This window comes from Luteimonas flava (assembly GCF_036584485.1).
Taxonomy (GTDB): Bacteria; Pseudomonadota; Gammaproteobacteria; order Xanthomonadales; family Xanthomonadaceae; genus Luteimonas; species Luteimonas flava.
In genome coordinates, this window is sequence record NZ_JAZHBM010000002.1 from 53,214 (window position 1) to 70,000 (window position 16,787).

General features: G+C 70.0%; 15 protein-coding genes. 7 read left to right on the forward strand and 8 right to left on the reverse strand.

What is annotated here, in order from left to right; genetic code table 11:
* Positions 1-44: 44 nt before the first annotated feature.
* Both oleC and V3391_RS07265 read left to right on the forward strand, forming a co-directional pair.
* On the forward strand, positions 45-1,709 hold the full coding sequence (gene oleC / locus V3391_RS07260) for an olefin beta-lactone synthetase (protein WP_332077772.1): 1,665 nt from the start codon (positions 45-47) through the stop codon (positions 1,707-1,709).
* A complete protein-coding gene (locus V3391_RS07265; protein ID WP_332077773.1) occupies positions 1,699-3,276 on the forward strand; it encodes a winged helix-turn-helix domain-containing protein in 1,578 nt (525 codons plus the stop codon). The genes oleC and V3391_RS07265 overlap by 11 nt, the downstream gene beginning before the upstream one ends.
* Here the strand turns inward: V3391_RS07265 and V3391_RS07270 are convergent.
* Positions 3,260-4,366 (reverse strand): serine hydrolase domain-containing protein, encoded by a 1,107-nt coding sequence (locus V3391_RS07270; RefSeq protein WP_332077774.1) that lies wholly within the window; start codon positions 4,364-4,366, stop codon positions 3,260-3,262. The two genes, V3391_RS07265 and V3391_RS07270, sit on opposite strands and share 17 nt — an antisense overlap.
* A 182-nt stretch (positions 4,367-4,548) precedes the next feature.
* On the opposite strand from V3391_RS07270, the gene oleD reads away from it, so the two are divergent.
* From oleD to ubiB, 4 genes are all read left to right on the forward strand, one after another.
* Positions 4,549-5,544: a 2-alkyl-3-oxoalkanoate reductase gene (gene oleD, locus V3391_RS07275; RefSeq protein ID WP_332077775.1), complete on the forward strand. Its 996-nt coding sequence runs from the start codon at positions 4,549-4,551 to the stop codon at positions 5,542-5,544.
* Between the two features lie 72 nt (positions 5,545-5,616).
* Complete coding sequence (locus tag V3391_RS07280) at positions 5,617-5,775, forward strand: DUF1328 domain-containing protein (RefSeq protein ID WP_332077777.1); 159 nt, start codon at positions 5,617-5,619, stop codon at positions 5,773-5,775.
* A 138-nt stretch (positions 5,776-5,913) separates the two neighbouring features.
* Positions 5,914-6,558 carry a ubiquinone biosynthesis accessory factor UbiJ gene (locus tag V3391_RS07285; protein ID WP_232136666.1) on the forward strand — a complete coding sequence of 215 codons (645 nt, stop codon included), beginning with the start codon at positions 5,914-5,916 and terminating at the stop codon, positions 6,556-6,558.
* Positions 6,555-8,243, forward strand: coding sequence for a ubiquinone biosynthesis regulatory protein kinase UbiB (ubiB, locus tag V3391_RS07290; protein WP_332077778.1), 1,689 nt, complete (start codon positions 6,555-6,557; stop codon positions 8,241-8,243). Before V3391_RS07285 ends, ubiB begins: the two co-directional genes overlap by 4 nt.
* Positions 8,244-8,445: 202 nt before the next feature.
* Here the strand turns inward: ubiB and V3391_RS07295 are convergent, their stop codons facing one another.
* From V3391_RS07295 to V3391_RS07305, 3 genes are all read right to left on the reverse strand, one after another.
* Positions 8,446-9,726: an RNA polymerase sigma factor gene (locus V3391_RS07295; RefSeq protein WP_332077779.1), complete on the reverse strand. Its 1,281-nt coding sequence runs from the start codon at positions 9,724-9,726 to the stop codon at positions 8,446-8,448.
* 104 nt (positions 9,727-9,830) lie between these two features.
* A complete protein-coding gene (locus V3391_RS07300) occupies positions 9,831-10,238 on the reverse strand; it encodes a VOC family protein (RefSeq protein WP_332077780.1) in 408 nt (135 codons plus the stop codon).
* Positions 10,239-10,272: 34 nt separating this feature from the next.
* On the reverse strand, positions 10,273-10,686 hold the full coding sequence (locus tag V3391_RS07305; protein ID WP_332077781.1) for a VOC family protein: 414 nt from the start codon (positions 10,684-10,686) through the stop codon (positions 10,273-10,275).
* 164 nt (positions 10,687-10,850) lie between these two features.
* On the opposite strand from V3391_RS07305, the gene V3391_RS07310 reads away from it, so the two are divergent.
* Positions 10,851-11,675: an META and DUF4377 domain-containing protein gene (locus V3391_RS07310; protein WP_332077782.1), complete on the forward strand. Its 825-nt coding sequence runs from the start codon at positions 10,851-10,853 to the stop codon at positions 11,673-11,675.
* 142 nt (positions 11,676-11,817) lie between these two features.
* On the opposite strand, the gene V3391_RS07315 is transcribed toward V3391_RS07310, so the two are convergent.
* The 4 genes from V3391_RS07315 to V3391_RS07330 all read right to left on the reverse strand — a co-directional run bounded on the left by V3391_RS07315 (position 11,818) and on the right by V3391_RS07330 (position 16,779).
* On the reverse strand, positions 11,818-12,435 hold the full coding sequence (locus V3391_RS07315) for a YbhB/YbcL family Raf kinase inhibitor-like protein (RefSeq protein ID WP_332077783.1): 618 nt from the start codon (positions 12,433-12,435) through the stop codon (positions 11,818-11,820).
* A 21-nt stretch (positions 12,436-12,456) separates the two neighbouring features.
* Positions 12,457-14,529, reverse strand: coding sequence for a tetratricopeptide repeat protein (locus tag V3391_RS07320; RefSeq protein WP_332077784.1), 2,073 nt, complete (start codon positions 14,527-14,529; stop codon positions 12,457-12,459).
* 325 nt (positions 14,530-14,854) lie between these two features.
* A complete protein-coding gene (locus V3391_RS07325; RefSeq protein ID WP_332078708.1) occupies positions 14,855-15,916 on the reverse strand; it encodes a YheT family hydrolase in 1,062 nt (353 codons plus the stop codon).
* Between the two features lie 59 nt (positions 15,917-15,975).
* Complete coding sequence (locus tag V3391_RS07330; protein WP_332077785.1) at positions 15,976-16,779, reverse strand: lysophospholipid acyltransferase family protein; 804 nt, start codon at positions 16,777-16,779, stop codon at positions 15,976-15,978.
* Positions 16,780-16,787 lie beyond the last annotated feature (8 nt).

Below are 16,787 nucleotides of genomic sequence, written 5' to 3' on the forward strand. Positions count from 1 at the left end.
CCGCCGCGGCCGGCGCACGGGCGGCTGCCGGTATCCTCTTGGCGATGGATGTCGACACTTCTGTCCGGGCCGCCCCGGTCAATATCGCCGCCGCGTTGCCGCGGCTCGCCAACGCAGCGCCCGATCGCATCGCGATGCGCTGCCCCGGCCCCGATGGCCGCTACGCCGATGCACACGCCCTGACCTACGGCGCGCTCGATGCGCGCAGCGACGCGATCGCCGCCGGACTCGCCGCGCGCGGCGTCGTCCGCGGCACGCGCACGGTGCTGATGGTGCGGCCCACGCCCGAGTTCTTCCTGCTGATGTTCGCCCTGTTCAAGGCCGGCGCGGTGCCGGTGCTGGTCGATCCGGGCATCGACAGGCGCGCGCTGAAGCAGTGCCTGGACGAAGCCGGCGCCGAGGCTTTCATCGGCATTCCGCTGGCGCAGTTCGCACGAGCCTTGCTGGGCTGGGCGAAATCGGCGCGCGTACGCATCACCACCGGGCGCTGGGCGGTGCTCAGTGACGCGACGCTGGCGGATGTCGAACGCGCCGGCGCGGGCGCCGGTCCGCAACTCGCCGCGACGGCCGGCGACGACGTCGCCGCGATCCTCTTCACCAGCGGCTCGACCGGCGTGCCGAAGGGCGTGGTCTACCGGCATCGCCATTTCGCCGCGCAGATCGACATGCTGCGCGATGCGTTCGGCATCGGCGCCGGCGGGATCGACCTGCCGACGTTCCCGCCGTTCGCGCTCTTCGATCCCGCGCTCGGCCTGACCTCGATCATTCCGGACATGGATCCGACCCGGCCGGCCAAGGCCGACCCGCGCAAGCTGCATGCGGCGATCGAACGCTTCGGCGTCGACCAGCTGTTCGGCTCCCCCGCTTTGATGGGCGTGCTCGCGAAGTACGGCAAACCGCTGGCGACATTGCGCCGCGTGACCTCGGCCGGTGCGCCAGTGCCGCCGGACACGGTCGCGAAGATTCTCGAACTGCTGCCGGACGACGCGCGCTTCTGGACGCCCTATGGCGCAACCGAATGCCTGCCGGTCGCCGTCGTCGAAGGCCGCGAACTGCTGGCGCTGCGCACGCGCACCGAACACGGCGCCGGCACCTGCGTCGGCCGACCGGTACCGCCGAACGAAGTGCGCATCATCCGGGTCGACGACGACGCGATTCCCACGTGGTCCGACGCGCTGTGCGTGCCCGGCGCCCAGGTCGGCGAGATCACCGTCGCCGGACCGAGCGCCACCGACACCTACTTCAACCGCGACGCGCAGACGCGACTGGCGAAGATCACCGAAACATTGCCCGACGGCAGCACGCGCATCGTCCATCGCATGGGAGACCTCGGCTACTTCGATGCCGAAGGCCGGCTGTGGTTCTGCGGCCGCAAGGGCCACCGCGTGGTGACCGCGACCGGCACGCTGTGCACCGAACAGGTCGAACCGGTGTTCAACGTGCACGCCGAGGTGAAGCGCACCGCGCTGGTCGGCGTCGGTCCGAAGGGCGCGCAGACGCCGGTGCTGTGCGTGGAACTGGAGGCCGGTGTCGCGAAGACGGAACAGGCGCGCATCGCCGACGCACTGCGCCACATCGGCGAAGGCTTCGTCCACACCGGGCGCATCGCGCGCGTGCTGTTCCATCCCGGTTTCCCGGTCGACATCCGCCACAACGCCAAGATCGGCCGCGAGACCCTGGCCGCATGGGCGGCGACACGTGTCGGCTGACACCGCGCCGGCGCATTACCGGCTCGACGATCTCCGCATCGATGTCGCGCGGCAACGCGTGGTCCGCGATGACGGCCAGGTGCTGGAGGTGGCCGGCCTCAGCTTCCGGCTGCTGCATGTGCTGCTGGGGCAGGGCACACGCGTGGTCGGCTTCGACGAACTGATCGAGCGCGTGTGGGCGCCCGCGCACGTGGGCGAGGAAACCGTCACCCAGCGCGTGCGGCTGCTGCGCCAGGCGCTGGGCGACGACGGCCGGCAGCCGCGCTATCTGCGTTCGGTGCGCGGGCAGGGCTATCAATTGTGCAGCGAACCGCGGGTCGAAGCGCCGGCGACGCCGGCGGCCGTCGAGATCAAACGGCGACCGCGTGCCCTGCACATCGCTGTGCTGCTGATAGTGCCGGTGCTCGGCGCGCTGCTCTGGTGGTTGTGGCCGCGATCGGAAACGCCGGTCGTCTCGCCGTTACTGGAACGTGCGGCGTACTACGCCGCCATCGGCCAGCCCGCGAACAACGAACGCGCCATCGCGCTGTACCGGCAACGCCTGCAGGAAGCACCGGACGACAGCACCGCGCAGCTCGGCCTGAGCCGCGCCTACAGCGCACGCCTGTGCCTCTACAGCGGCAATGCCGAGGATGCAGCGCAGGCGCTGGCGCTGGCAGACGCCGTAGTTGCGCGAGAGCCGGAATCCTCCGCTGCACACACCGCGCTCGCGTATGCACACGATTGCCGCGGCGAAGTCACCGCCGCGCTGGCCGGCTACACGCGCGCCGTGCAGCTGGATCCCGCGGCCGACGGCAGCCGTGCGTCGGCCGCGTACCTGCAGGCACGACAGGGCCACATCGCCGAGGCGCTGGCCGCGAACCTGGATGTGCGCGCACCGGAGCGCGTGCGTTTCCTGGAGTTGCAGATCGCGTCCAACCTCGACCTGCTCGACTACACCGCCGCAGCCGAAGCGCGGTACCGGCGCAGCTTCCAGCTGTATCCGGACAGCGTGTTCTCCAATCTCGCCTGGCCCACGTTCCTCTACGAACACGGCCGTCCGGACGAAGCGCAGGCCGCGTTGAATGAAGCGATCTCGCGCGGCACGGATCACGCCGGCCTGCATCTGCTGTCCACGGAACTCGCCCTGTTGCGCGGCGAACACATCGCGGCGGGTGAAGCTGTGCAGCAGGCGCGTGCGCGCAAACCCCACGCCAGCCTGCCCGAGACGATGGCGTGGCGCATCGGTGCAGTGCCGCCGCCCGACGTCGCCACACTGCGCGCACGCGCCGATGCATTGCGCGCCGGACTCGCCAGCGGCTCCGATCCGTTCGACGGTGTCGAAGCCGCCCTGCTGCAGGTGCAGGCCGGCGACAACGCCGCCGCGTTCGGTGCACTCGATGCCGCGATCACCGCCGGCTTCCGCAATGCCGGCTACCTGCGTGTCTCGCCGCTGTTCGCGGATCTGCGCACCGCGCCGGCGTTCGACGCCGCCTTGCATCGCATCGACACGGCGCTCGCGGCCGAACGCGCCGCGGTGCAGGCGTCCGGCCGGCTGCCCAACGATGCGGTCACGGCATCGCGCTGAGCACGTAATCGGCGAACAGCTTTTGCGACTCGGCATGCATGCCGCGCTGGTTGTAGCGGGTGCGGGTGATCACCACGACCAGCTGCGATTCCGGCACCACGAACACGTAGTTGCCGCCGTTGCCGGACATCGCCCACGCGTGCACCTGCCGGTCGCCCGCCTTGAACGGGAAGCGCCACATCTGGTAGCCGTAGTCGGCATCGAACGGCGTCTGCGCGTGCACCTGCGCCATCGCCCGCACCCAGTCGGCCGACACGATCTGCCGGTCGTGCCAGCGACCGCCATCGACGATCAGCTGTCCGAATTTCGCCAGATCCCGGCTGCGGTATTCCGTGCCGCCACCGCCCATGCCGGTGCCGTCCGAGGAACGATGCCAGCTTGCGGATGCGATCCCCAGCGGGCGCTCGAGCACGTCGGCAGCGAAGCGTTCCAGCGACATACCACTCGCGCGCTCGACGATCGCGCCGAGCAGGAACGCGTTCGCCGTGCAGTAGGCGAACGCGCGGCCGTGGGGACTGTCAGCCGGACGCTTGGTCCAGGCGGGATAGCCGCGCTGCGGCAGATCGAGCGCGAACTGGATCCAGTCGGCACTGACGTACATCCGCTCTTCGTGCCCGGACGAGAACTCGTTGTTGTCGTCGCACTCCCACTGCGCGCTCATCGTCAGCAGGTCTTCGACCGTCGTGGCGGTCTTGAACGCGCCTGGATGCGCCGGCGTGCGGTCGGGAAAGAAGCCCAGGACCGGCGCATCGACACTGTCGATCAGCCCGCGGTCGATCGCCGCCCCGACCAGCAGCGCGGTCACGCTCTTGGTCAGCGAGCGGGTGTTGTGCAGGGTGTCGCGGTCGGCCCCGTTGAAATAGGCCTCGTGGATCAACGCGCCGCGGTGGACGATCAGCACGCTGGTGGTATCGGGCGCTTCGCCGCCGGCGATGGCGGCATCCAGCGCGGCGAGCCGGCCGGTGTTCCAGCCACGTGCACCTGCGTCGGCGACCGGCCAGTCGGTGCCGGGCGAGGGTGAAGCGGCCGCGAGCGGCGCGGCGGACAGGGCGAGCAACGCGGACAGGACGAGGCGGGACAAGGACTGCATGGACGGACTCCGGTCGAGGGAGCCGCACTGCACCCGAAGCCCGTCTGAAGTGCCTGATAGGCGAATGAAGAATTCTGAAGTGCAGGCGGATCAGCGACTTGCAGTCGTCGGCGCCATGGGCGCGTCGCCAAGCCCGGCGGGCGTCGCTATCGTGTGCGGCCCTGCAACGTGTGGAGTCGGCAATGCGGATCCTGGTCACCGGTGGCGGCGGCTTCCTCGGCCAGGCCCTGTGCCGCGGCCTCGTCGAACGCGGCCATGACGTCACCAGCTTCAATCGCGGCCACTACCCCGAGCTCGATGCGATCGGCGTGCGCCAGGTCCGCGGCGATCTGGCCGATGCGGACGCCGTGCGCGCTGCCGCGCAGGGCATGGACGCGATCTTCCACAACGCGGCCAAGGCCGGCGCCTGGGGCAGCTACGAGAGCTATCACCAGGCCAACGTCGTCGGCACGCAGAACGTGCTCGATGCCTGCCGCGCGCACGGCATCGGCCGGCTGGTCTACACCTCGACGCCGAGCGTGACCCACCGGGCGACGCATCCGGTCGAAGGCGGCACCGCGGAGACCGTGCCCTACGGCGAGGACTTCAAGGCGCCGTACGCGACGACCAAGAAGATCGCCGAGCAGGCGGTGCTCGCCGCGAACGGACCGGACCTCGCCACCGTTGCGCTGCGGCCGCGGCTGATCTGGGGACCCGGTGACCAGCAGCTGCTGCCGCGACTGGTCGAACGCGCGCGGGCCGGGCGCCTGCGTTTCGTCGGTGATGGCGAGAACCGCATCGACACCACATACATCGACAACGCCGCGCAGGCGCACTTCGATGCGTTCGACCATCTGGCGCCGGGCGCGACATGCGCGGGTCGCGCCTACTTCATCAGCAACGGCGAACCGACGACGGTGCGCGAGATCGTCAACGCGCTGCTCGCCGCCGCCGGTGCGCCGCAGGTGACGAAGACGCTGCCGTTCGGCGCGGCGTATGCGATCGGCGCGATCTGCGAATCGGTCTGGCCGCTGCTGCGTCTGCAGGGCGAACCGCCGATGACACGCTTCCTCGCCGAGCAGTTGAGCACGACACACTGGTACGACATGGCGCCGGCGACGCGTGACTTCGGCTACGTCCCGCGGGTCAGTCTTCACGAAGGACTCACCCGCCTGAAAGATTCGTGGACAGGTACCTGACCGTCACCTGATCGCGACTCCGGCGGGCATAGGGTGACCCCCGAACCGCTCACGGGAATCAGGAGACCACCCATGCTTCGTTATGCAGTCATTTTTCTTGTCGTCGCCATCATTGCCGGTGTCCTCGGCTTCACTGGTGTCGCCGGCGCCGCCACCAACATCGCCTGGATCCTGTTTGTCGTGTTCCTGATCCTGGCCGTGATCTCGATGCTGCGTGGCCGCGGACCGTAACGTCCCAGCCCGATACGTGATCTGAAACGCCCGCCTTCCGGCGGGCGTTTTCTTTTGGGCGCGCGCAGCCCGTCGCACCTGGCGATCTCCCGTGCGCATTGCGCGTGGCGCCACCGCATCGGCCGCTACAATGCGGCCATGGCCGGATTCCTTCCCTCTCCTTTCGCGGCGCTCAAGCCGATCGCCGGACGCGCGCTGGAAACCGCGCTCAACCAGGCGCTCGCACTCGATGCCGACACGCGCACCGCGCTCGCCGGACTCGACGGACAGCGCATCGCGCTGACCCTCGCCTCGCCGCCGATCGCGCTGGAACTGCGCGTCGACGGTGAGCGCCTGCGCGTCGGTCCGGTCGACGACGCCGTCGAACCCGATCTCGCGGTGCGCACGACGATTGCCGGCGTACTCTCGCAGCTGCCGTTCCTGCGCCGCGACGACGCGCCGCCGATCGGCAAGGTCCGCGTCTCGGGCGATGCCGAACTCGCGCGACGCCTGCAGAAGCTCGCAGGGCGCTTCGATCCCGACTGGCAGAAGCCGTTCGTCGCCGTCTTCGGCGAGGTGATCGGCGTGCAGGTCGCGAACGCATTCGCCAGTGCGCTGCAGCAGGCACAGGGCCTCGGCCGCACGTTGACCGAAAGCGCGGTGGAGTACGTGACCGAGGAATCGCGCGACGTGCTCGGCCGCGACGAGCTCGAAGCGTTCAATGACGACGTCGACGTGTTGCGCGACGACGTCGAGCGACTCGCGGCGCGCGTCTCGCGTCTGTCGCGCGGGCCGGCTGCATGAAGGGTCTGCTGCGCGCCTCGCGTATCGGCCGTGTGCTGCTGCGCTACCGTCTCGACGATCTGCTCAACGACACGCCGGCGGAGCGCTGGCTCAAGCTCGCGCGCCCGTTCGTGCCGCGCGCCTCGGCCGACATCGCGGTGCAGTCGCGCGGTGCGCGGCTGCGTCTGGCGCTGCAGGAGCTCGGACCGATCTTCGTCAAGTTCGGACAGATCCTGTCGACCCGCCGCGATCTGGTGCCGCCGGACATCGTCGACGATCTCGCCCTGCTGCAGGACCGCGTGCTGCCCTTCGACGGCGCGCAGGCGCAGGCGATCATCGAGCGCGAACTCGGCATGCCGATCGCGCAGGCTTACGAGGCCTTCGACACCACACCGCTGGCATCGGCGTCGATCGCCCAGGTGCACGCGGCGACGCTGCCGGCCGACGACCGCAATCCGCGTCGCGAAGTCGTGGTCAAGGTGCTGAGGCCGACGATCGAAAAACAGATCGCCGCCGACATCGCGCTGCTGAAGAACCTCGCCGCGCTGGTCGACCGCACGCATCCCAATGCCGACAAGATCCGTCCGCGCGAAGTCGTGGCCGAGATCGAGAACACCCTGGCCGCCGAACTCGACCTGCAGCGCGAAGGCGCGAACGCGTCGGTGCTGCGCCGGTTCTGGACCGGTTCGCAGGATCTCTACGTGCCGGCGCCGGTGTGGGAGCGCACCACGCAGCGCGTGCTCACGCTCGAACGTGTGCACGGCATTCCCAGCGACGACATCGCCGCCCTCGACGCCGCAGGCATCGACCGCAAGGCGCTCGCGGCCAAGGGTGTGCGCGTGTTCTACACGCAGGTGTTCCGCGACAACTTCTTCCACGCCGATGCGCACGCCGGCAACATCTGGGTCGATCCGGACCGCAAGACCAATCCGCGTTTCATCGCGCTGGATTTCGGGATCATGGGCCAGCTCTCGCGCGAGGATCAGTACTACCTCGCCGAGAACTTCATGGCGATCTTCCGCCAGGATTACCGGCGCATCGCCGAGCTGCACATCCAGGCCGGCTGGATGCCCGCCCACATCCGCATCGACGAACTCGAAGCCGCCGTGCGCTCGGTGTGCGAGCCCTATTTCACCCGGCCGCTGTCGGAAATCTCGCTCGGCGAAGTGCTCGGCAAACTGTTCCGCACCGCGCAGCGCTACCAGCTCACGTTGCAGCCGCAGCTGATCCTGCTGCAGAAGACGCTGTTGAGCATCGAGGGCATCGGTCGCCTGCTCGACCCGAAGCTCGACATCTGGGCGGTCGCGCGTCCGGTGCTCGAACGCATCCTCGTCGAGCGTTACAGCCCGCAGCGTCTGGGCCGCGAATTCCGCGACCGCCTGCCGGAACTGATCACCCAGGCGCCCGACATGCCGCGCCTGCTGCACGGCTGGCTCAAGCAGCAGGTCGAAGGCCGCCACGAACTGCGCATGCGCTCCGACGACCTCGCTGCGCTGACCGCGACGATGCAGGGCATGCAGAAACGCATGGTCGCCGCGATCCTCGGCGTCGGTCTGCTGATCGTCGCCGCGGTGCTGTACGCGCTGGAAGCGGGCGGTCCGAGTTTCGTCGGCCTGCCGGTGGCGACGTGGGTCGCCGGTGTCGGCGGGCTGTGGGCGCTGCTCGCGGCATGGCCCCGACGGTCGCCGGTGCATCTGCGGGACTGAGTTCGTCGGCGCAGTGAACTGACTGCTCTCAAGCCCTCCCCCGCAGGCGGGGGAGGGTTGGGTGGGGGCGAAGGTTCCGAGCGCGTCGAAATGATTCGAGCGGCCTGCTGATCTATGGCTCGATTCCGATATCGCCGACTCTGACCGATTGCCCCTCCCAACCCTCCCCCGTAAATGGGGGGGAGGACTCGAGCGCAGCGCATCAGTCGTTGTGTCGCGCCCGACATTCCGCCGCACGCGCACCGAGCCACTCCCGCTCGCGCGGATTGCGCGCCAGGCAGGCCGCGCGTTCGAACGCATCCGCCGCATCCGCATGCCGCCCGAGTTTCGCCAGCAGATCGCCGCGCACGCCCGGCAGCAGGTGGTAATCGGCCAGCGTGGCGTCGCCGGCCAAGGCATCGACCAGTGGCAACGCGGCCGCAGGCCCGGCCGCCATGCCGATCGCGACCGCGCGGTTGAGCGCGACCACCGGCGAGCCCGTCAGCGCGAGCAGCTGTCCATACAGCGCCGCGATGCGCGCCCAGTCGGTGCCGTCCGCGGTCGGCGCCAGCGCATGGCAGGCGGCGATCGCGGCCTGCAGTTCGTAGCCGCCGGGCGACGCGGTCCCGCGCGCGGTCTGCGCCTGCGCCAGTGCCGCGAGCCCCGCATCGATCGAGCCGCGATCCCAGCGCGTGCGGTCCTGGTCGGGCAACAGCACCGGATGCCCGTCGGCGTCTGTGCGTGCATCGAGCCGCGAGGCCTGCAGCGCCATCAACGCGGCGAGCGCGTGCACCTCGGCCTCGCGCGGCATCAGCGCCGCCAGCACCCGTGTCAGCCGCAGCGCTTCTGCGCACAGATCGGGGCGCGCCCAGTCGTCGCCGCTGCTCGCCGCATGGCCTTCGTTGAACACCAGATACAGCACGTGCAGCACCGCCGACAGCCGCGCCGGGAGGTCCGCGCGCTGCGGCACTTCGAACGGCGTGCCGGCGTTCGCGATGGTCTTCTTGGCGCGCACGATGCGCTGCGCGATCGTCGCCTCGGGCACCAGAAACGCGCGTGCGATCTCGTCGGTGGTCAGGCCGCCGATCAGGCGCAGCGTCAGCGCGACCTGCGATTCGACGGTCAGCGCCGGATGGCAGGCGACGAACATCAGCCGCAACACGTCGTCGCCGATGACGTCGTCGAGCGCGTCCTGCGCGCGCGCGTCCGATTCGCGCTGCGCCTGCTCGATCTCGCGGGCGAGTTCGGCGTGGTGCGCGTCGAGGCGCTGGCCGCGACGCAGGCGGTCGATGCCGCGGTTACGCGCGGTGGTCATCAGCCACGCGCCCGGATTGTCGGGCAGGCCGTCGCGCGGCCAGCGTTCGAGCGCGGCGACCAGTGCGTCCTGCGCCAGCTCCTCGGCGAGATCGAGATCGCGCACCACGCGCATCAGGCCGCCGATGATCTTCGGCACCTCCTCGCGCCAGAGCGTTTCGATCGTGCGGTGCAGGGTGGCCGTGTCCATGGGCGGCGATGACAGCACTGCGCGCGCAACGGGGCAAGCCGCACTGCGGCGCACGGTGCGCCGGACATGGACGGTGGTCGGCGGCGGCGTGCACGTTCGCGCGCTCATTCCGTCGGGAACGCGGCCATGTCCATGTGCATGACCTCCCACAGATGGTCGTCGGGATCGGCGAAGCCGTGCTGGTACATGAAGCCGTGATCGACCGGTTCGGCCGTTACCGTGCCGCCTGCGGCGCGCGCCTTGGCGACGATCGCGTCGACCGCGGCGCGGTCGGGCTGCGACAGCGCGATGATCGCGCCGACGTGGCCCGGTGGCGGCAGCGGCAGTTTGGTGAAGCTCTGGAAGAACGGCTTGACCAGCAGCATGACGAAGCTGTCGTCGCCGATGATCATCGCGGTCGCGTTCTCGTCCGTGAACTGCGGATTGAACCGGAAACCGAGCGCGGTGAAGAAACGCACGCTGCGGTCGAGGTCTTCGACCGGGAGATTCACGTAGATCTGGGGACGGGTCATGGCGGTGCTCCTGTGATGTGGACGACGTGGAGATTCAGCAGCCCTGCTTGGAGCGCATCACCATCCAGCCGGTGCCGAAACGGTCGACGACCATGCCGAAGCGGTGCGCGAAGAAGGTCTCGCCCATCGGCGCACGCACCTCGCCGCCGTCCGACAGCGCGGCGAAGATGCGCTCGGCCTCCGCGTCGCTGTCCACGCCCAGATTGACGAATGCATGCGGCGCGGCCGGCAATGGCGTGCCCGGCGGCACGTCGGACGCCATCAGGAACTGCGCACCGATGGGGAGATGGGCATACATGATCCGTTCGGGCGCGGCGGCGTCGCTGCCGGGGCAGGGCGGGGCGTCGCCATAGGGCATCAGCACCGGTTCGCTGCCCAGCAGCGCGGCGTAGGCCTTGAACGCGTCGGCGCAGGTGCCGTCGAAGTACAGGTAGGGATCGATACGCATCGCAGTGTCCTCGAAGGGCCGCCGGCTGGCGGTGTCGTTGGAACGACGTCCCGGCGCACCGGAAATCGACATCGCCGGACGGATTCGATGCACATCGCGCACACGGGGCGTTCCGGGCCCGCCCGTTAAGCTGCCCGGCCCCTTGAGCACCGAGGAGACGCCCGATGCGCCGCCCCCTGATGTTGCTGTTGCCGCTCGCCCTGGCCGCCTGTGGCGGCTCCACGCCGCCGGAAGGCGCCGCCACGGCGCCCAGCCAGGCCGCTGCCGACGCGATTCCCGATGCCGCGCCCGCCGATCATGCGAAGACGCTCGAGGCCTACCACTGGCGTCTGGTCGACGCGACCAGCAGCGGTGGCGCGCGCATCGACACCCTGCTCGATGGCGACGGCGAAGCGCTGCAGCTGGATTTCGCCGACGGCGGTCTGCGCGTGTCGAACGCCTGTAACCACATGGGCGCGAATGTCGCGCTCGACGACGACCGCCTGACGGTCGACCAGGTGATCTCCACGATGATGGCCTGCGCCGATGCGCAGCTGACCGCGCGCGAGCGCGAGATCGGCCAGCGCCTGCCCGGCGCGCATCGCCTCGCGCTGACCGGCGGCGAGCCGCCGCGGCTGACGCTGCAGCTCGAGAATGGCGACGTGCTCGTGTTCGAGGGCGTGCCCACGCCGGCCACGCGCTACGGCGGTGAAGGCGAGACCGTGTTCCTGGAGATCGCGCCCGAGCGCGTCGCCTGCAGCCATCCGCTGATTCCCGAACAGCGCTGCCTGCAGACGCGCGAGGTGCAGTACGACGACGAAGGCGTGCGCTCGCCGGGCGATGCCGAATGGACACCGCTCTATCAGGACATCGAGGGCTTCACCTTCGAGGACGGCGTGCGCAACGTCGTGCGCGTGCAGCGCTTCGACGTGGTCAATCCGCCGGCCGATGCGCCATCGCAGGCGTACGTGCTGGACATGGTGGTGGAGTCGGAGAGCGTAGGGCGCTGACGCGGTGCGCCCGGCGCGTTGAATCATCTGCTGCGCGCGATGTCGGGATCACGCGATCTGCGGCCCTCACCCCAACCCTCTCCCGGTGGGAGAGGGGCTCTTGAGTGCCGAGCGCGACCCGACCGGTCGCGTCCCGAGACCGTCAGGGCTTCGCAGCCTCCGGATGCAGCGCATAGCTGCCCCAGGTCGTGGTTTCGGCCAGCACATGGCCCTGCACCGCGCGCAGCACGTCGTTGGCGGTGAAGCGCTCGGGCACGTCGAGCGTGGCGACGTCGAGCGCGAACAGGCGGAAGAAATAGCGGTGCGTGCGTAGGTCGTTCGGCGGCGGATACGGGCCGTCGTAGCCGAACCAGTCGCCGGCCAGGTCTGGATCGCCGGCGAACCAGCCGGTGTAGTCGTTGAGGCCTTGGCGCGCGCCGTCCGGGCCCGGCGGATTGCGCTTGCCGCCCTTGGTCACGCCATCGCTGGCGCTGCCCTCGGCGATCGTGCGCAGATCGGCCGGCAGATCGACGACCGCCCAGTGCACGAAGGTGCCGCGCGGGTGTTCGACCGGAATCTCGACGCCGTCCTTGCCCGCCAGTGACGGATCGGTCGGCGCGTCGGGATCGAGGCACAGCAGCGCGAACGAACGCGTGCCCGCCGGCACGTCGTCCCAGGCGAGATGCGGGTTGCGGTTGCCGCCGAAGCCGTCGGGCGCGCCGACGGCGAACGTCGCCGCGATCGGCTGGCCCTGCTCGAAACTGTCGCTGTGGAGTCGCATGGTGTCTCCGCTCGGAAAGGATCAGTCCTGACGGTAGCCCAGGCGCACTGCAACCGGCGTCAGTGCGGCGAACGGGCCCGCCAGTGCATCTCGGTAGGCGAGCCAGCGCCCGGCCGGAATGCGGTCGGGACCCAGCAGTTCGCGCGGCGGCGTCGGGAACGCGGGCACGCCGAGGGCTTCGGCGAAGCGCGCGGCCAGACGTTCGAGATCCTCGCCCGGCGCATCGGTGCGCACGACGGTGTGCGGGAACAGGTCCTGCTCGATCACGTCGGCGATCTGCGACAGATGCGCGGCCAGCCACTGCGCGGCGCTGTCGACATCGGTGATGCGCAACGCCATCGGCGCGCCGTACGCGAACCACTCCAGCAGCATGTCGCGCGGATCGCGCAGCGCGAACAGCAGACGCGCCTGCGGCAGCTGCGGGCGCAGCGCCAGCAGCCAGGCGTTGTCCCAGAACGGAATCCAGTCGATGACCGCGCCGTTGGCGCCGATGCCACGCGCGGGCAGCTGCGACAGCCAGCCGGCGGCGACCTGTTCGGCGGTGAACACGCCCTCCGCCAGACGCGCCGGCACGTTGGTGTCCTGGAACGGATCCTGGACCGCGGTCGAGAAGCGGTCGGCGCGGAATTCGGGCAACGCGCGCTGCAGCACGTTCGCGATGCGATCGACCTGCGCGCCGGGCGCGCCGTAGAGGAACACCGCGGGTGCACGCGGGCCTTCGACGGTCGCGCGCTCGGGCCAGCTCGCCGGCGCGGCGGTGGGCACGGGCGGGTCACCGACCTGCGCCGTTTCCTCGACGTTGAGGCCGAGCCACGTCGCGATCGCGTCGGCCGGACGATCCGCCGCGTCCTGCGCCGTGCCGATCCAGCGGCGCAGCATCAGGCGCGCCTGCGGGCTGGCCGCCGGCAGCAGGCTTTCGACGAAGGTGACGGCCGCGGCGGGATCGCGATCCAGCAGGCGGTTGAACAGCAGCTGGTTGGCGTTGCCGTGGCCGGGCTGCAGCGCGGTGATCCTGCGCGCGGTCGCTTCCGATGCCTCGTGCGCGCCGGTGCCCGATTCCAGCGCGAGCTGCGCCTGCAGGGCCGGCAGATGATCGGGACGCGCCGCGTTCCAGCGCGCGATGATCGCGGTCGCCGCTTCGCTGCCGAACCCTTCCATTGCCAGACGCGCCACCCACAGGTGATCCAGCTCCGGTGATTTTTCGAGCGCGGCGTCGAGCGTGGCCTGCGTCTCTTCGGTGTTGCCGGTTGCTTCCCACAACAGCAGCAGGCCGTTGGTCGCGCGGTGCGAATCGGGATGCGCGGCGAACGCGGCCTGCAGCAACGGCTTGGCGCGATCGAAGCGCTTCGCCTGCAGCTCGAGCTCGCCGGCGAAGGCCTGCAGCGACGGCGTCGCGTGCGCGGGATCGGCCAGCAGCACGGCGAGTTCGTCGGCCGCTTCGGCCGGACGTCCCTGCTGCAGCACGATCTGCGCGAGCAGGCCGCGCAGCTGCACCTGACCGGTCTTCTCGATCAGGCGGCGGAACGATTGCTCGGCGAACGCGAAGTGGCCCTTGGCGAGATACGCGAAGCCGAGCGCACTGATCACCTGCAGATCGTCCGGCGCGCCCTTCGATGCCGCCGACAGCAGCGTCAGTGCGCGATCGTGGTCGTTGCGGCGCGAGGCCAGCACGCCTTCGAGCATCAGCGTCCACGGATGCTCGGGCGCGACGCGTGCGGCGAGTTTGGTCTGGCGCTCGGCTTCGTCGAGATCGTTGCGGCCGATCGCCATCTGCGCCTGCACCACGTACGCGCCGAACTGGTTCGGATCGAGCGCGACGGTCTGCGCGAGCGCGGCCTGCGCGCCGCCGAGGTCGCGCGTGTCGAGCAGCATGCCGGCGCGCAGGAAATGCAGTTCCGCGTCGTCGGGCATCTGCGCGATGGCGGCGTCGATCGTCGACAGCGCGGTCTCGCGATCACCGGTCGCACGGAACGCGAGCGCGGCGGCGCTCAGCGTGTCGGTGTCCTTGTGTCCCTCGGCCAGCGCCTGGCGGGCGAGCGTGGCGGCTTCTGCATTCGCGCCGCGGCGCAGGGCTTGGTAGATCTGTTGCGACATGCTGGATATCCGGGCGCGAAGCCGACCAAAGGCAAGGCCGGGCATTGTAGCGGGCGGGGTGGGGCGGGTTCGAAGCGCGGATCACAGGTGCCGGACGCAACGACGCGCGCGAGCAACCGCTGATGCGCACGGACACCGCACCCCGTCGCCCCAGCGCAGGCTGGGGCCCATCTTGATCTTCGTTCCAAGACTGGCCGGGACGACGCAACGGCGCCGTGCGCCCGACGGAGACGAAAAGACGACGCGCCCGAAGCCGAGTGCTCTGGACGAAGCGGCGTGATCACAACCCGCAAAGCGCGTAGCCCGCCCAACCGATACGCACAATTCAACCGCTCTGCGCACCCGCACCCGCATGCACCGCCGTCGCCAACCGTGTGCGCTCAGACGCGGTCCGCGCCGCGTCCGCGTGCACATCCAGACGCGCGGCGACCCAGCGTTCGGCGAAGCCATCGAGATGCCGGTCGAGCAGGAAGCCGCAATGCCCGCCCCAACGGCTGATCTCCAGCCGCGCATGCGCCGGCAGCGCGAGGGCGTGGAAGGCGTCGAGCGGAATCACCGGGTCGTCCGCCGCCATCAGGATATCGACCGGCACCTGTAGCGACGACAGTCGGTCGCCAGCGACCGAGTAACCGTCGAAGTAGTCGTCGAGCGTGCCGAACTCGGTATGCGTGCGCACCAGCCAGTCGGTGAGGTCGCGCAGGCCCAGGCTCAGTGTGGCGTCGTCGACGTCCAGATGATCGGGAAACAGGTCGCGCTTGCGCCGCAGTGAGGCCCGCCAGGTGCGCTCGAAGTGCCGCAAGTACAGCTGGTGGTGCGCGACCTCCATCTGCAGCATCGTGCGCGCCGGGTCGATGACCGGACAGACCGCGGCGATGCCAGCCAGTTGCAGACCGGCGGCCGGCGCGCGCAGCGCGAGCCGCAGCGCGAAGTTGCCGCCCAGCGAATAGCCGGCCGCGAGCATCGGCCGCGGATCGAAGCGCGCGGCGATGTCGACCGCCGCATGCACCACCTCGTCGATGCGGTTGGAGTGGAAGATCGCTTCGTTGAGGTGGTGGCTGTCGCCGTGGTCGCGGAAATTCAGCCGGAACACCGCATAGCCGAGCGCCAGCATCTGCGCCGCGGTCTGGCGCATGTAGCTCGATTCACTGCTGCCTTCCCAGCCGTGCAGCAGCAGCACGAGGCCGCGCGGCGCGCGGTCGGGCACCACGCTGTGCAGGCCGTGCAGGCGCACGCCTTCGCCGCCGTCGACGAGATGTTCGGTCGTCACCGCACCGGTCGCGGCGAGTGCCTGCGCGCCGCGTCGCCGCCGCCACTGGCTGCTGCCGAGCGCCGTCTGCAGATGCGGATTGCGCAGCCAGAAAGGCGGCGCGTACTCGCTGCCGCCCACGCGCATGCCCTCCGCGGCGAGGCCGCCCGCATCCGTCTCCGGCGACGGACGCAGCCGCTTCAATCGCGTGCGTCCAGCGCCGCGACGATGCGCTCGCGCGAGACCTCGGCCAGATGCCGGCGGCCTTCCGCATTGGCCGGCAGGATCGGTTCGAGAAACGCGACCTCGGCATCGCGCGCGGGCTCGCCGAGCAGACGGATGAAATTGGCGAAGAAGGATTCGCGCGGGCCGAAGGCGACGATGCGCTGCGCCGATGCGTGCCGCCCGTAACGCAGCGCCACCGGCTGCACCGCCACATTGGTCTCCACCGCCGCCAGGAAGATGCGCGCGTGGAACGGGCCGACCGCATCACCGCCGCGCGTGCGCCCTTCGGGAAACACCGCGACCGGCCGTCCTTCCCGCAGCCGCGTGACCATTTCCTCGAGCACGCCGCCCAGCGATTCGGTGCTGCCGCGCTGGTGGAAGATCGTCTCGCCGCGCGCGGCCAGCCAGCCCACCACCGGCCAGCCGGCGATCTCGCGCTTGGCCACGAAGCCGACCATGCGCTGGCTGTGCAGCGCGACGATGTCGACCCAGCTCACGTGATTGGCGACAAACAGCACCGCACCCGGCAACGGCGTGCCGCTGCGATGCAGGCGGAAACCGAAGATCCACATCAGTCCGCCCTGCCACCAGCGGATCATGCGGTGGTCGACGCGTTCGCCACTGCGCAGCCGGCGCCGGCCGATCGGCGGCAGCATCGACAGCAGCAGGATCGGCAGATGGATGCACAGGTGCCACAGCAGCACCGGCACGCGCACGCAGTAACGCAACACGCGCGCCGGCGTGTCGCCGGCGTCGGCGCGAACGGAAGAAGAACTCATCGGTGCAC

Excerpts from the sequence above, each read along its gene's own strand:
- oleC (WP_332077772.1), top strand. The coding sequence starts at position 45 with ATGGATGTCGACACTTCTGTCCGGGCCGCCCCGGTCAATATCGCCGCC.
- V3391_RS07270 (WP_332077774.1), bottom strand. The coding sequence starts at position 4,366 with ATGCAGTCCTTGTCCCGCCTCGTCCTGTCCGCGTTGCTCGCCCTGTCC.
- oleD (WP_332077775.1), top strand. The coding sequence starts at position 4,549 with ATGCGGATCCTGGTCACCGGTGGCGGCGGCTTCCTCGGCCAGGCCCTG.
- V3391_RS07280 (WP_332077777.1), top strand. The coding sequence starts at position 5,617 with ATGCTTCGTTATGCAGTCATTTTTCTTGTCGTCGCCATCATTGCCGGT.
- V3391_RS07285 (WP_232136666.1), top strand. The coding sequence starts at position 5,914 with ATGGCCGGATTCCTTCCCTCTCCTTTCGCGGCGCTCAAGCCGATCGCC.
- ubiB (WP_332077778.1), top strand. The coding sequence starts at position 6,555 with ATGAAGGGTCTGCTGCGCGCCTCGCGTATCGGCCGTGTGCTGCTGCGC.
- V3391_RS07295 (WP_332077779.1), bottom strand. The coding sequence starts at position 9,726 with ATGGACACGGCCACCCTGCACCGCACGATCGAAACGCTCTGGCGCGAG.
- V3391_RS07300 (WP_332077780.1), bottom strand. The coding sequence starts at position 10,238 with ATGACCCGTCCCCAGATCTACGTGAATCTCCCGGTCGAAGACCTCGAC.
- V3391_RS07305 (WP_332077781.1), bottom strand. The coding sequence starts at position 10,686 with ATGCGTATCGATCCCTACCTGTACTTCGACGGCACCTGCGCCGACGCG.
- V3391_RS07310 (WP_332077782.1), top strand. The coding sequence starts at position 10,851 with ATGCGCCGCCCCCTGATGTTGCTGTTGCCGCTCGCCCTGGCCGCCTGT.
- V3391_RS07315 (WP_332077783.1), bottom strand. The coding sequence starts at position 12,435 with ATGCGACTCCACAGCGACAGTTTCGAGCAGGGCCAGCCGATCGCGGCG.
- V3391_RS07320 (WP_332077784.1), bottom strand. The coding sequence starts at position 14,529 with ATGTCGCAACAGATCTACCAAGCCCTGCGCCGCGGCGCGAATGCAGAA.
- V3391_RS07330 (WP_332077785.1), bottom strand. The coding sequence starts at position 16,779 with ATGAGTTCTTCTTCCGTTCGCGCCGACGCCGGCGACACGCCGGCGCGC.